The 12,872-nt window shown below is 64.2% G+C and carries 14 protein-coding genes; 3 read left to right on the top strand and 11 right to left on the bottom strand.

The annotated features are described in order from the left end of the window. The 9 genes from bamC to B0G69_RS12525 all read right to left on the bottom strand — a co-directional run bounded on the left by bamC (position 1) and on the right by B0G69_RS12525 (position 8,370). Complete coding sequence (gene bamC, locus B0G69_RS12565) at positions 1–1,143, bottom strand: outer membrane protein assembly factor BamC (protein WP_121317379.1); 1,143 nt, start codon at positions 1,141–1,143, stop codon at positions 1–3. A 126-nt stretch (positions 1,144–1,269) separates the two neighbouring features. Further along, complete coding sequence (dapA, locus tag B0G69_RS12560; RefSeq protein WP_121317377.1) at positions 1,270–2,181, bottom strand: 4-hydroxy-tetrahydrodipicolinate synthase; 912 nt, start codon at positions 2,179–2,181, stop codon at positions 1,270–1,272. Between the two features lie 43 nt (positions 2,182–2,224). Continuing rightward, positions 2,225–2,824, bottom strand: coding sequence for a class I SAM-dependent methyltransferase (locus B0G69_RS12555; protein WP_121317375.1), 600 nt, complete (start codon positions 2,822–2,824; stop codon positions 2,225–2,227). A 17-nt stretch (positions 2,825–2,841) separates the two neighbouring features. After that, the gene (locus B0G69_RS12550) at positions 2,842–4,044 is read right to left on the bottom strand and encodes a tryptophan--tRNA ligase (protein ID WP_121317372.1); all 1,203 of its coding nucleotides are present in this window, start codon (positions 4,042–4,044) and stop codon (positions 2,842–2,844) included. Between the two features lie 6 nt (positions 4,045–4,050). Then, positions 4,051–4,713, bottom strand: coding sequence for a site-2 protease family protein (locus tag B0G69_RS12545; RefSeq protein WP_121317370.1), 663 nt, complete (start codon positions 4,711–4,713; stop codon positions 4,051–4,053). 58 nt (positions 4,714–4,771) lie between these two features. Next, on the bottom strand, positions 4,772–5,407 hold the full coding sequence (locus tag B0G69_RS12540; protein ID WP_121317368.1) for an L-threonylcarbamoyladenylate synthase: 636 nt from the start codon (positions 5,405–5,407) through the stop codon (positions 4,772–4,774). A 169-nt stretch (positions 5,408–5,576) separates the two neighbouring features. Beyond that, positions 5,577–6,407, bottom strand: coding sequence for a 3',5'-nucleoside bisphosphate phosphatase (locus B0G69_RS12535; RefSeq protein WP_121317366.1), 831 nt, complete (start codon positions 6,405–6,407; stop codon positions 5,577–5,579). 101 nt (positions 6,408–6,508) lie between these two features. Continuing rightward, entirely contained in the window at positions 6,509–7,393 is an 885-nt protein-coding gene (locus B0G69_RS12530; RefSeq protein ID WP_121317364.1) for an alpha/beta hydrolase, read from the bottom strand. A gap of 83 nt (positions 7,394–7,476) precedes the next feature. Next, positions 7,477–8,370: a ferritin-like domain-containing protein gene (locus B0G69_RS12525; protein ID WP_121317362.1), complete on the bottom strand. Its 894-nt coding sequence runs from the start codon at positions 8,368–8,370 to the stop codon at positions 7,477–7,479. Positions 8,371–8,652: 282 nt separating this feature from the next. On the opposite strand from B0G69_RS12525, the gene B0G69_RS12520 reads away from it, so the two are divergent. The 3 genes from B0G69_RS12520 to B0G69_RS12510 all read left to right on the top strand — a co-directional run bounded on the left by B0G69_RS12520 (position 8,653) and on the right by B0G69_RS12510 (position 10,751). Then, positions 8,653–9,177, top strand: coding sequence for a gamma carbonic anhydrase family protein (locus B0G69_RS12520; protein WP_121317360.1), 525 nt, complete (start codon positions 8,653–8,655; stop codon positions 9,175–9,177). 43 nt (positions 9,178–9,220) lie between these two features. Continuing rightward, positions 9,221–10,171, top strand: coding sequence for an Hsp33 family molecular chaperone HslO (gene hslO / locus B0G69_RS12515; RefSeq protein ID WP_121317358.1), 951 nt, complete (start codon positions 9,221–9,223; stop codon positions 10,169–10,171). A gap of 247 nt (positions 10,172–10,418) precedes the next feature. Then, positions 10,419–10,751 carry a hypothetical protein gene (locus B0G69_RS12510; RefSeq protein ID WP_241991363.1) on the top strand — a complete coding sequence of 111 codons (333 nt, stop codon included), beginning with the start codon at positions 10,419–10,421 and terminating at the stop codon, positions 10,749–10,751. Between the two features lie 129 nt (positions 10,752–10,880). On the opposite strand, the gene ftsB is transcribed toward B0G69_RS12510, so the two are convergent. Next, positions 10,881–11,309, bottom strand: coding sequence for a cell division protein FtsB (gene ftsB / locus B0G69_RS12505; protein WP_121317354.1), 429 nt, complete (start codon positions 11,307–11,309; stop codon positions 10,881–10,883). Positions 11,310–11,417: 108 nt separating this feature from the next. Continuing rightward, positions 11,418–12,701, bottom strand: coding sequence for a phosphopyruvate hydratase (gene eno, locus B0G69_RS12500; protein ID WP_121317352.1), 1,284 nt, complete (start codon positions 12,699–12,701; stop codon positions 11,418–11,420). Between the last annotated feature and the right edge of the window lie 171 nt (positions 12,702–12,872).

Here is a 12,872-nt window from a genome sequence, read left to right as displayed (position 1 = left end):
TTAGTTGAGTTGCGCGTGCAGCAGGGTCACGATGCGCTGCGCGTCGGAGGACGTGTCCACCTGACCGTTCGCGTCGAGCACCGCCACCTGCGTCACGGAGTCGCTCTTCGAGCGCACGTTGACAAGGAATTCCTGACCCGGCTTCTTCGACGAACTACTGCCGCTGTAGAACAGCTTGCCGAACAGCCCTTCCCGTTTCAGTTCCTGCATTGAGTCTGCGTAGCGCACGTAATAGATGCCCTTCGCGCGATCGCGGTTATCGACGGTGAAGTTGGTGCGATCGAGCGCGAGGCCCACGCGCAGCCATGCACGGTCGAACGATTCCTGCAGGTCGAGCGTCGACGCGCCCGCGTTCTTGTCGATCGTCGCCGGCGCGGTAGCCGGGCGCGCGTCGGTCAGCAATTGCTTCGATTGCGCTTCGGTCAGGCCGAATTTTTCCATCAGCTTGGCGAGGAACATCGCCTCGAGCGCCGGATCGCGCGGACGCTCTTCCCAGCGCGAGGACGTCTTGTCCTGGCCCGTCAGCATTTCTTCCATCGCACTATGCGTGATCGAAATGTCCGTGGTCTCGGACGACCCGCGCGACACCAGCGTGCGGAAGCTGTCACGCGTGCCCGACGAGTACGCGAAGTCGATCACCTTGCCGACCGTGCGGCGGAACCAGTCGTCCGGAATATTCGCGCGATTCTCCGCCCAGTCGGTCACCATGATGCCGGTGGCCGGCGCGTCCGTTTTCAGGACGAAACCGTTTTCCTGCCAGAATTCTTGCAGCTGCGGCCACAGCTGTTCCGGCGAACGGCCGTCGACTACCAGCCAGCGGCGGTCGCCGTCACGCTCGATGTGCATGCCGAACGGGTCCTGCGCTGTCGGCTGGCCTTCGGTGGCGTTGCCCGCGGCCGTGACATTGCGCGCCGTCGCGCCGCCCAGCGCCAGATTGGCGGGCGGTGCAACATAGCGCTGATCGGTCGGCGAGGTGCTCAGGTCATTCGGAACGGCGAGCGGCGGCGCGCTCGCCGCAACCTTGTAGTTGACGCGGTCGGTAGCGAACCAGTCGTTCAGCGTGTCACAGCCGGCGAGCGTCGTCAGGGCAAGCGCCAGCGCCGCCATGCGGGTTGCGTGGAGGGAAAGTGCGGAACGTTTCATGAGGTCCTTCGTGATGCTGGAACGCGGTGCCTGGTTCTGCCGGGAACGTGGGCTGGATCGACGTCGGTTAAGGGAATGCCGGTGGCGGTCTCTGGTTGGCGCTGCGGGATGCCGCGGTCGAACCGCTTAGCCCAGCAGCCCTGCTTCGCGCAGCGCGGCGCGCACCACTTCGTGGTATTGCGCGGCGAGCGGCGTGAGCGGCAGGCGGATGCCGCCCTGCACACGACCCATTTGCTGCAGCGCCCATTTGGCCGGAATCGGATTCGATTCGATGAACAGGTTCTTATGCAGCGACAGGAGCTTCAGATGAATCTCGCGCGCGGACTTCGCGTCCGCCGCGAGGGCGGCCTTGCACAGCTCGCTCATCGCGCGCGGCGCGACGTTCGCGGTGACCGAAATATTACCGTGGCCGCCGAGCAGCATCAGCGCGATCGCGGTCGGATCGTCGCCGCTGTAGATGCCGAAATGGGCGGGCGCCGACTTGATCAGATGCGCGGCGCGCTCGATATTTCCGGTCGCTTCTTTCACGCCGACGATGCCCGGCACCTGTGCGCAGCGCAGAATGGTTTCGTTGCTCATGTCCGCAACGGTGCGGCCCGGCACGTTGTACAGGATCACCGGCAGATCGACGGTTTCGGCGATCTTCGCGAAGTGGCGATAAATGCCTTCCTGAGTCGGCTTGTTGTAGTACGGCACGACCTGCAGCGTCGCGTCCGCGCCGACGTCTTTCGCCTGTCGTGTGAGTTCGATCGCTTCGGTGGTGGAGTTGCCGCCCGAGCCCGCGATCACCGGAATCCGGCCCGCCGTGTGCTCGACCGCGGTCTTGACCATCAGCACGTGCTCTTCGACCGACAACGTGGCCGACTCGCCGCTCGTGCCGACCACCACGAGCCCATCCGTGCCTTCCGCGATGTGCCAGTCGATCAGTTTGCGAAACGCCGGCAGATCGAGGCTGCCGTCTTCGAGCATCGGGGTAATGATGGCAGGAATGCTGCCGCGAATCTGAACGCCGTCGTTGCTGTGGTTGCCGTTAGTCATGAAACGCCATGAATTTGATCAGGTAAACCGCGATTGTAGCGGATTAGCCAGCCAACTCGTAACAAGGCGGGGGTGCCGCCTGCACGGAGTCGTCTGGGCGCTGCGCCTCCAGAATTGCGCAAATCCGCTGGACGTAAGCCGGGCGCGGCTGCGCGAGAAAACCGTCCTGAAACGCGACCACCCGGAGCCGGCCGCGCACCCTGTCGAGAAGCTCGCCGGGCGCGAGCAGAAACGCCGGATTGGAGGGCTTGCCGACGCTTTCGTTTCCTTGCGCGAAGGTCTCGTAAACCAGTACGCCGCCCGGCGCCAGCGCGTGCAGAAGCTGCGCAAACAGCGGCCGGTGCAGATAGTTCGTCACAACGACGGCGGCGAACGTCGTGTCGGCCGATAACGGCCACGGAGCGCCTTCGAGGTCTGCGGCAAGCGGCGTGATGAGCGGCTCGCCGCGCAGCGTGTCGAGCGCGACGGCATCGCGGTCGAGCGCGGTCACAGGGTGCCCGAGCGACGCAAAGAACCGCGCATGCCGCCCCGCCCCCGATGCGACGTCGAGCACCGCGCCGCCGGGCGCGACCAGATGCGCCCACTGGCGCACCCAGCGCGACGGCTCACCCAATCCATGGATGGCGGCGGCGGGCGTGCTCATCGCGGCGATCCGCCGGCTCAGTTGTACGACAGGCCCATGGCCTCGCGCACGTCGCGCATCGTTTCCGTGGCGTACTTGCGGGCCTTGTCGCAACCGTCGGCGACGATCGCGCGCAACAGCGACGGATCGTCCATGTACTTCTGCGCGCGTTCGAGCATTGGCTGCTGTTCCCGCAGAATGCCTTCGATCACCGGCTGCTTGCAGTCGAGGCAACCGATGCCCGCCGTGCGGCAACCCTTCTGCACCCACTCGTGGGTCGCTTCGTCCGTGTAGACCTGGTGCAGCTGCCAGACCGGGCACTTGTCCGGATCGCCCGGATCGGTGCGGCGCACGCGAGCCGGATCGGTCGGCATGGTGCGGACTTTCTTCGTGATCGTTTCCGCGTCTTCACGCAGGCCGATCGTGTTGCCATACGACTTCGACATTTTCTGGCCGTCCAGACCCGGCATGCGCGACGCTTCGGTCAGCATCGCCTGCGGCTCGACCAGGATGATCTTGCGCGACCCTTCGAGGTAGCCGAACAGACGCTCGCGGTCGCTCATCGAGAGGCTCTGCGATTCCTGCAACATCGCGCGCGCCTGTTCGAGCGCCTCGTCGTCGCCCTCCTGCTGGTAGGCATTGCGCAGCTCGTGATAAAGCTTGGAGCGTTTGCCGCCGAGCTTCTTCGCGGCTTCATTGGCCTTCTGCTCGAAGCCCGGTTCGCGGCCGTACAGGTAGTTGAAACGGCGCGCGATTTCGCGCGTCATTTCGACGTGCGGCACCTGATCTTCACCGACCGGCACGAGCGAGCCGCGGTACAGCAGAATGTCCGCCGCCATCAGCACCGGATAGCCGAGGAAGCCGTAGGTGGACAGGTCCTTGTCCTTCAGCTTCTCCTGCTGCTCCTTGTAGGTCGGCACGCGTTCGAGCCAGCCGAGCGGCGTGCTCATGCCGAGCAGCAGCGCCAGCTCAGCGTGCTCGGGCACCTTGCTCTGGATGAACAGCGTCGCCTGCGCCGGATCGATGCCGGACGCGAGCCAGTCGATCAGCACGTCCCAGACGTTCTTTTCGATCACTTCGGGCGTTTCGTAGTGCGTCGTCAGCGCGTGCCAGTCGACCACGCAGAAGAAGCACGGGTATTCGGACTGCAGCCGCACCCAGTTTTTCAGCACGCCGTGATAGTGGCCGAGGTGCAGCGACCCGGTGGGCCGCATGCCGGAGAAGATACGGTCTGGGAACATGGTTATTTAGAAAAGCGAAACAAGGGGAGTCAGGATTGCGGTAATCGCACTGTAGCCGAACGTGACGAGCGGATTGAGCCAATAACGCGTCAACGTGCCGGTCATGACGAGCGCCATCACGATGAAAAAGCCATAGGGCTCGAGCCGCGACAGCGCGATAGATTGACGTGGCGGCAACAGCGCCATCAGCACACGGCCGCCGTCGAGCGGCGGCAACGGAAACAGGTTCAGCACGCCGAGCACGAGGTTCACGCCGACGCCCGCGCCCGCCATTCGCGTGAAAAACGGTTCGTCGACATTGAACACCGCCAGCGCGACGCCGAACAGGCCCCAGATCACCGCCTGGATGAAATTGGAGCCGGGGCCCGCCGCCGCGACCCAGAGGCTGCCCCAGCGGGGATTGCGCAGGTTGCCGAAAGCGACCGGCACCGGCTTCGCGTAGCCGAACACGAACGCGCCGCTGGTGGCGAAGTACAGCAGCAAGGGAATCGCGATCGTGCCGAGCGGATCGATGTGCCGCATCGGATTGAGCGACACGCGGCCGAGCACGTAGGCGGTATTGTCGCCGAGCCAGCGCGCGACGTAGCCGTGCGCGGCTTCGTGCAGCGTAATGGCGAAAACAACCGGCAGCGCGTACACCGCAATGGTCTGTATCAGGGAAGAATCCATAACTCGCTATTGTAACAACGCGATTGCGTGCGTCTGTCCGCTTTCACTTATGCCGCTTTCAGGCCGTCTCTTCAAGTCCGAAGGGCGCGAGAGAGCCGCGCCCTGCCCGCACTAGCAGCGGCTGCGCGCCGGTCAGATCGATCACGGTCGACGGCTCGCACACGCAGGCGCCGCCGTCGATCACCAGATCCACCTGCTTTTCCAGCCGCTCGCGGATTTCTTCGGGGTCGTTCAACGGCTCGGTTTCACCCGGCATGATCAACGTCGAGCCGAGCAGCGGCTGGCCGAGTTCTTCGAGAATCGCGAGCGTGATCGCGTGGTCCGGCACCCGCAGGCCGATGGTCTTGCGCGAGGGGTGCGACAGGCGTCGCGGCACTTCTTTGGTCGCCTGCAACACGAACACGTAGGGACCTGGCGTCACCGACTTGATCAGGCGGTACTGCTGGTTGTCCACCATCGCGAAGTTCGCCAGCTCCGACAGATCGCGCACCAGCAGCGACAGCAGCTGCTTCTCGTCGAGGCCGCGAATGCGCCGCAGGCGCTCGGCCGCATCCTTGTCGTCGAGCTGGCAGGCAAGCGCGTAGCTCGAGTCCGTCGGCAATGCGACCACGCCGCCGTCCCTGATGATCTGCACGGCCTGCTTGACGAGGCGCGGCTGCGGGTTGTCAGGATGAAGCCGAAAGTATTGAGACATGGTGACTAACGGTGGCTATCGATGAACGTCGAGTAAATTTGAAACGAGCCGCAACCGGATCGTGAACGGCGACTGAATCACGGGCGGCTGGCAGTTCGGAGGCGGGCATAGGCATAGGCTACGCCCGGCCGGCTCTCGCGCGTGACGTGCCGTAAGGCACGGCGCGCGATCACAGCCAGCGTTCCCAGACGGGCTTGAGGTCGGAGGGCAATTGCGGCAGCGTGCCGAGGTCGATGCGGCCTTCGCCGGGGGCGTGGAAGTCGGACCCACGCGACGCCTCGAAACCGAAACGGCGCGCGACGTCCGCGTATTCGCGGTATTGATCGGGCGTGTGGCTACCCGTCACCACTTCGATCGCCTTGCCGCCGAGATCGATGAACTCGGCAAAAAACGCGTCGAATTCGACCGGCGTGTACGCGTAGCGGCCCGGATGCGCGATGATCGCCTCGCCGCCGGCCGCCTGGATCCAGCCGACCGCGTCGGCCAGCTTGGACCAGCGGTGCGCCACATAGCCCGGTTTGCCGTCGCCGAGATAGCGGTTGAACACGTCCTGCGTGGAGGTGCAATAGCCGTGCTCGACCATGAAACGCGCGAAATGGGTGCGCGAAATCATGTCTGGGTTCGACACGTACTGGAGCGCGCCCTGATATGCGTCCGGGATGCCGAGCGTGGCCAGTTGCTCGCCGATCGCTTCGGCGCGCGCGGCGCGGCCGTCGCGGGTGCGCGCGAGGCCGTCGATCAGGATCGAACTGGTGGGATCGACGCCCAGCCCGACGATGTGCACGGTGCGCGAGGCCCACGTCACCGAAATTTCGACGCCACTCACGTAGCCCATGCCGAGCGCCTCGGCGGTGGCGCGCGCTTCCCGCTGGCCGCCGAGTTCGTCGTGGTCGGTGAGCGCCCACAGCGTCACGCCGCCCGCGTGCGCGCGGCGCGCAACGTCGGCCGGCGAGAACTGGCCGTCGGAAACGGTGGAGTGACAATGCAGATCTGCGTTCATCGTGGTCTTCGAAAGGTTCTCCAGCCATTTTACTGCAACGCAGTAAGCGGGCGCAGAGCTATCTCGGGCCGCCGACGCGATCCTCCCACTATGTGACGATTTCAGGAACAGAATCCCTCGATCAAGGCGGCCACCTGCTCCGGCTGGTCGTGATGCACCATGTGCCCCGCCTCGTCGATGATCTTCTCGCGCCAGTTCGGGAACGCCTGGAAACGTGTCTTGAACTCGTCGAGGGGAAGCTCGCCGGCGATCTGCGCGAGCGTCGGCGAGTTGGCGGCCTCCACGTGCAGCACTTTCGCGCTGACCTTGCGCCACACGGCCATGACTTCGTCGAGCCGGTACAGCGTCGGGCCGCGCAGCTTATGCGCCGGATCAGCGAGCAGCATGTGCCGCCCTTCGCCATCGGGCTTCGACCAGTGCTGCGCGAGAAACCGCGCACGCTGCGGATCGAGGCGCGGATTGGTCTTGATCAGGCGGGCGGCGACGTCGTCGAGCGACGCATAACGCTTCAGTTGCGGCGGATCACGCAACTCGTCGAGCCAGTTGCGCAGCCGTTTGGGCGCTTGCGCCGAGTGCGACGGCGCGAGCCCGAAGCCCTCCAGATCGACCACCGTTCGCACCCGCTCGGGCCGCACGCCCGCATACAGACAGACGATGTTCGCGCCCATGCTGTGCCCCACCAGATTCACCTCGCCGTCCGGCGCATAGTGGTCGAGCAGCGCGTCGAGATCGGCCACATAGTCCTGAATCCAGTAGCTGCCGCCACCGCGTTCGGCCACCGGCCAGTCCGACAGACCAAAGCCGCGCATGTCCGGCGCGAGCACCTGCCAGTCGCCGCCCAATGCATCGACGACGAACTGGAACGAGGCCGCCACGTCCATCCAGCCGTGCAGCATGAACAGCGTGGGCGCATCGGGGTTGCCCCATCGCCGCACATGCAGACGGATGCCGCGCACGGTGACGAACTCAGACCGGGAAGTATTCATGAATGGTGCGCCCGAAAAACGAATGATCGTTCGATTATAGAGATAGCCGGGCGATACGTGGGGCGGGATTATCGAACGAGCGTTCAGGCACTCTCTGTCGGTGGAAGCGGCTGCTGGGCGTCGAGATGGACCAGCGCAGCGAGTTCCGCTTCGTCGAAACCCGCGTCGCGGCGCGCCTCGAAATTGAACGGCCCACGTAATTTCGGTGCGTGATACTGATCGGCGAGGCGTGTGTAGGTCTCGTGCGCGTCGAGGCCGCTCGCGTCGCACAAATGACGAAACCAGCGGTTGCCGATCAGCACATGACCGATTTCGTCGCGCAGGATCACGTCGAGAATTCCCGCCGACGCCTGATCGCCCGCCTGCAGCAGGCGCGCGCGGATCGGCGGCGAAGCGTCGAGGCCGCGCGCTTCGAGCGTGCGCGGCACCAGCGCCATGCGCGCCAGCACGTCGGCTCGCGTGCGCTCACACATGTCCCAGAGGCCGTCGTGTGCGGGGAAATCGCCGTACGCGTGGCCGTATTGCGCGAGGCGCGCGGCCAGCAGCGAGAAGTGATACGCCTCCTCGGCCGCGACCTTCAGCCAGTCGGTATAGAACGAGGCGGGCATGCCGGCGAAGCGCCAGACGGCGTCGAGCGCGAGGTTGATCGCGTTGAATTCGATGTGCGCGAGCGCATGCAGTAGCACCGCGCGGCCTTGCGGAGACTGCATGCTGCGTCGTTTCAACTGGCGCGGATCGACCAGTTCGGGCCGCGCGGGACGGCCCGGCAGGCCGGCCGGCTCGTCGAGCTCGAGGTGTGCGGAACACGCGGCGCTGCCCGCGAGCACGGCGGCGTACAAGGCGCGGGCCGCGGCCGCCTTGGTGGCCGGATCGCTCTCGCGCAAGGCGGCCAGCGCGGCGGTACGCGCGCAATCAGGCTGGCCTTGGGCATTCGGTATGGACGAAGCAGGTGCAACGGATGGAGCTACGGACGTCATGGCAAGCGGATCGGCGAAGGAAACGGCAAATGAAGAAGAAACGAAGAAGCGCGAAGACGCGGCAGGCCGCCCGATAAAGAACGGCGCGTGCGTGGAACCCGGCGCCCGCGCAATATGGCCGCGAATGCGAACCAGGATCCGGCGAGCTTGCCCAGCAGCCTCGACAGGCGGCCCAATCACACAAACGTTTACAATACTCGATTCGACCCGCCAGCGCGCCCATTGTGCCAGCGGGAAGGGACACCCCAACGCGTGCGCCGCGACCGATCAAGAGGAGACACTGTGACGATTTACAAGCTTGGCGAAGCCGCCCCGACCATCCATGAAAGCGTGTTCGTCGCGGATTCGGCGACCATCATCGGCAACGTGAAGCTCGAGGAAAACGCGAGCGTCTGGTTCGGCGCAACGATTCGTGGCGACAACGAGGCGATTACCATCGGCGCAGGCAGCAATGTGCAGGAAAACGCGGTGCTGCACACCGATCCCGGCTTTCCGCTGACGATCGAGCCGAACGTGACGGTCGGCCATCAGGTCATGCTGCACGGCTGCACGATCAAGGAAGGCTCGCTGATCGGAATTCAGGCCGTGGTCTTGAATGGCGCGGTGATCGGCCGCAACTGTCTCGTCGGAGCGGGCGCCATCGTCACCGAAGGCAAGGTGTTTCCCGACAATTCGCTGATTCTCGGCACGCCAGCCAAGGTGGTGCGCGAACTGACCGAGACGGATATCGCCAATATGCAGCGCGGCACGGCAAGCTATGCCGAGCGCCGCGAATATTTCAAGGCGCAGCTCGTACGCATCGGCTAACAGCCGGCGCGTGCGAGCTGCGCCATTCCACCGAGGAAAAGTTGTGAGCGACCAGTTGCAAAAATTCATGTTCAGCGCGGCGCCGGTGCGCGGCGAGATCGTTTCGTTGCGCAATACGTGGCAGGAAGTGCTGACGCGCCGCGATTATCCGGCGCCCGTACGGACGATTCTCGGCGAGATGATGGCCGCGTGCGCGCTGCTGTCGGCGAACCTCAAGTTCGACGGCACGCTCGTCATGCAGATTTTCGGCGACGGCCCGATCAAGATGCTGGTGGTCCAGTGCGGCTCCGATCTGTCGATGCGCGCCACGGCCAAGCTGTCCGTCGACGCGAACCACACAATCGACGACGCGACCTCGATGGTCGATCTGCTGAACGCGAGCGGCCATGGCCGCTGCGTGATCACGCTCGACCCGGTCGACAAACAGCCCGGCCAGCAGCCGTATCAAAGTATCGTGCCGCTCTCGGGCGTGGACGGCCCGCTCAAGTCGATGGCTGAAGTGCTCGAACATTACATGCATCACTCGGAGCAACTCGACACGCGCCTCTGGCTCGCGGCGAACACCGAGCGCGCGGTCGGCATGCTGTTGCAGAAGCTGCCCGGCGACGGCGGCATCGTCCCGCATCCGGGCGAACTCGATGCGGACACATGGGAGCGCGTCTGCACGCTCGGCAGCACGCTATCGCAAGACGAGTTGCTGAAGGAAGAACCGGAAACGGTATTCCGCCGCCTGTTCTGGCAGGAGAACGTCCAGCATTTCGAACCGGCCACGGCGCGTTTCGAATGCACGTGCTCGCGCGAAAAGGTCGGCGGCATGCTGAAGATGCTGGGTCGCGAGGAAGTGGACGGCGTGATCGAGGAGCGTGGCCACGTCGAGATTCACTGCGAGTTCTGCAATCAGCGCTATGAATTCGATCCGGTGGACGTGGCGCAACTTTTCGTCGCCAACGCACTCTCACAAGGCGTGACGCCGGCCGCCGACCAGCGGCACTGAACGCCTTGCCGATGATGCAGGCGCGATGCGGCATCAGCGGTGCCTGCCCTACCGTATAGTTTGACGGCTGTTACTACGCGCCGCCCATGTCCTTTTCACGGTCTGGGCGGCGCGTTACCTTTGATCGTCGTTACGTTGAATCATTGGCGATGCACGCTGCACATGTTTTGCTTAGGCATCCGACCGATGGAGATCGAACATGAACAACGCTGCTTCGTTAAAACATGATGCGTGCAAGCTGGTTGCCATGGTCATCGTCGTGGGGAGCGCGGCGCTGAGCGGCTGCGCGATGAACCCACCGGGGCCGTCGCAGATTTTGAGCCGCCTTCCTCCCGATCAATCCGGCACGGTCTACGCCCCCGCGCAGCTCACGCCCGAAGAGCTCGCACGCTATGACGCGATCGACCGTCAGGTGCTGTTCGAGCAGGATCAGGCGATTGCCGCCGAGAATGCCGCGCAGGCATGGTCACGTTACTACTCGCCGCCCGTGCGCGTGTTCGGCGGCTATTCGAGCGGCGGCTGGGGACGGGGCTGGGGCACCGGTATCGGTGTCGGCTTTGGACCGACCTGGGGCTGGTAGTCCGCAGCCGCGATTCATCGCCGGTCAGCGGTCCGAACGCCAGTCAATCCCCGAAAAAAAAGCGCGGTTCATTTCTGAACCGCGCTTTTTTTGCATCCTTCGTACTGAGTCAGCCCCGAGCAGCCAGGCTCAATGCGTCGTCTTGTCCTTGGCCGCCTTGGCGCCGCGCTTGCGATCCGGCTTCGCACGCGACTCCGGATTCGGCACCACATGCAGCGGCGCGGCCGACACTTCCCCACGCGTGGAAGTGGTTACCGAAGGCGTATTCGCCGTCGGCAATGGCGCATTCGGCGACACGAACTGCACGAACACTTCGCCGTCCTTCACCATGCCCATTTCGTAGCGCGCCCGCTCTTCGACCGCGGCGGTGCCGTTCTGCAAATCCTGCACTTCGCCCTGAATACGTTCGTTGCGCAGTTTCGAATCGGCATTCTTCTGCACTTGCTGCGCCAGTTGCTGCTGCAACTCGTGCACGCGCAACCAGCCGCCATGGCCCCACCAGAGCGGGTACTGGATCAGCGCCAGCAGAACGATCAGGACAGCAGTGACAAGCCGCATGAAGTAAGCACAATAAATACGCGCCGCCCTGCGCTATACGCAGGGCGGCGAGGTCAATCAGAAACGAAGGGAAACCGGCTCATCGGTCAGCGCTGGCAAACCGGCTGCTTAGCGCAGGTTGTAGAACGCCGACTTGCCCGGATAGCTCGCGATATCGCCGAGATCTTCCTCGATGCGCAGCAGTTGGTTGTACTTCGAGATGCGGTCCGAACGCGACAGCGAACCCGTCTTGATCTGCCCGGCATTCAGGCCGACCGCGATGTCCGCGATCGTCGAATCTTCGGTTTCGCCCGAACGGTGCGAGATCACGGCCGTGTAGCCGGCGCGCTTGGCCATTTCGATGGCCGCGAAGGTTTCCGTCAGCGTACCGATCTGGTTGATCTTGATCAGGATCGAGTTGGCGATGCCCTTCTCGATGCCTTCCTTCAGGATGCGCGTGTTGGTGACGAACAGGTCGTCGCCCACCAGCTGCACCTTCTTGCCGAGCTTCTCGGTCAGCGTCTTCCAGCCGGCCCAGTCGCTTTCGTGCATGCCGTCTTCGATCGACACGATCGGGAACTTGTCGGCGAGGTTCGCCAGATAGTCCGCGAATTCCGTCGACGACAGTTGCAGGCCTTCGCCAGCCAGCTGATATTTGCCGTCGTGGTAGAACTCGCTGGCTGCGCAGTCGAGCGCGAGCAGCACGTCTTCACCGGCGCGGTAGCCTGCTTTCTCGATGGCTTGCAGGATGGTCGACAGGCATTCGTCGTTGCTGCCGAAGTTCGGCGCGAAGCCGCCTTCGTCGCCCACCGCCGTGCTCATGCCGCGATCCGACAGGATCTTCTTCAGCGCGTGGAACACTTCGGCGCCGCAGCGCAGTGCTTCGCGGAAGGTCGGCTGGCTGACCGGCACGATCATGAATTCCTGGATGTCCAGGCTGTTGTTCGCGTGCGCGCCGCCGTTGACGATGTTCATCATCGGCACCGGCAGTTGCATGGCGCCCGAGCCGCCGAAGTAGCGGTACAGCGGCAGGCCGGCTTCTTCAGCGGCAGCCTTGGCAACGGCCATCGACACGGCCAGCATCGCGTTCGCGCCGAGGCGCGACTTGTTGTCGGTGCCGTCGAGTTCCAGCAGGGTCTTGTCGAGGAAAGCCTGCTCGGAAGCGTCGAGGCCCATGATCGCTTCGGAGATTTCAGTGTTGATGTGCTCGACGGCCTTCAGCACGCCCTTGCCGCCGTAACGGCCGGCCTCGCCGTCGCGCAGTTCGATCGCTTCGCGCGAACCCGTGGACGCGCCCGATGGCACCGCGGCGCGGCCCATCGTGCCCGACTCGAGCAGCACGTCGCATTCGACGGTGGGGTTGCCTCGCGAATCGAGAATCTCTCGACCGATGATATCTACGATAGCACTCATGGTTTCCTCAAGAAATGACGTTGAATTCTTTACCGTGACACTGTATCTGGCACCTGCCGGTCTCCCCGACAGACAACTCGCGCGCCGATACGTTCGACGACCATCGCTAACATTCGCCGCGCGCCGACGATGGCGCTCATTATGCAAGCCAATCGTGACACGCGGCGAATG

This window comes from Paraburkholderia sp. RAU2J, from assembly GCF_003634845.1.
In the GTDB taxonomy this organism is placed as follows: Bacteria; Pseudomonadota; Gammaproteobacteria; order Burkholderiales; family Burkholderiaceae; genus Paraburkholderia; species Paraburkholderia fynbosensis.
This window is presented reverse-complemented; position numbering and strand designations above follow the sequence as displayed.

Coding starts and splice junctions, on each gene's coding strand:
- bamC (WP_121317379.1), bottom strand. CDS start 1,143: ATGAAACGTTCCGCACTTTCCCTCCACGCAACCCGCATGGCGGCGCTG.
- dapA (WP_121317377.1), bottom strand. CDS start 2,181: ATGACTAACGGCAACCACAGCAACGACGGCGTTCAGATTCGCGGCAGC.
- B0G69_RS12555 (WP_121317375.1), bottom strand. CDS start 2,824: ATGAGCACGCCCGCCGCCGCCATCCATGGATTGGGTGAGCCGTCGCGC.
- B0G69_RS12550 (WP_121317372.1), bottom strand. CDS start 4,044: ATGTTCCCAGACCGTATCTTCTCCGGCATGCGGCCCACCGGGTCGCTG.
- B0G69_RS12545 (WP_121317370.1), bottom strand. CDS start 4,713: ATGGATTCTTCCCTGATACAGACCATTGCGGTGTACGCGCTGCCGGTT.
- B0G69_RS12540 (WP_121317368.1), bottom strand. CDS start 5,407: ATGTCTCAATACTTTCGGCTTCATCCTGACAACCCGCAGCCGCGCCTC.
- B0G69_RS12535 (WP_121317366.1), bottom strand. CDS start 6,407: ATGAACGCAGATCTGCATTGTCACTCCACCGTTTCCGACGGCCAGTTC.
- B0G69_RS12530 (WP_121317364.1), bottom strand. CDS start 7,393: ATGAATACTTCCCGGTCTGAGTTCGTCACCGTGCGCGGCATCCGTCTG.
- B0G69_RS12525 (WP_121317362.1), bottom strand. CDS start 8,370: ATGACGTCCGTAGCTCCATCCGTTGCACCTGCTTCGTCCATACCGAAT.
- B0G69_RS12510 (WP_241991363.1), top strand. CDS start 10,419: ATGGTCATCGTCGTGGGGAGCGCGGCGCTGAGCGGCTGCGCGATGAAC.
- ftsB (WP_121317354.1), bottom strand. CDS start 11,309: ATGCGGCTTGTCACTGCTGTCCTGATCGTTCTGCTGGCGCTGATCCAG.
- eno (WP_121317352.1), bottom strand. CDS start 12,701: ATGAGTGCTATCGTAGATATCATCGGTCGAGAGATTCTCGATTCGCGA.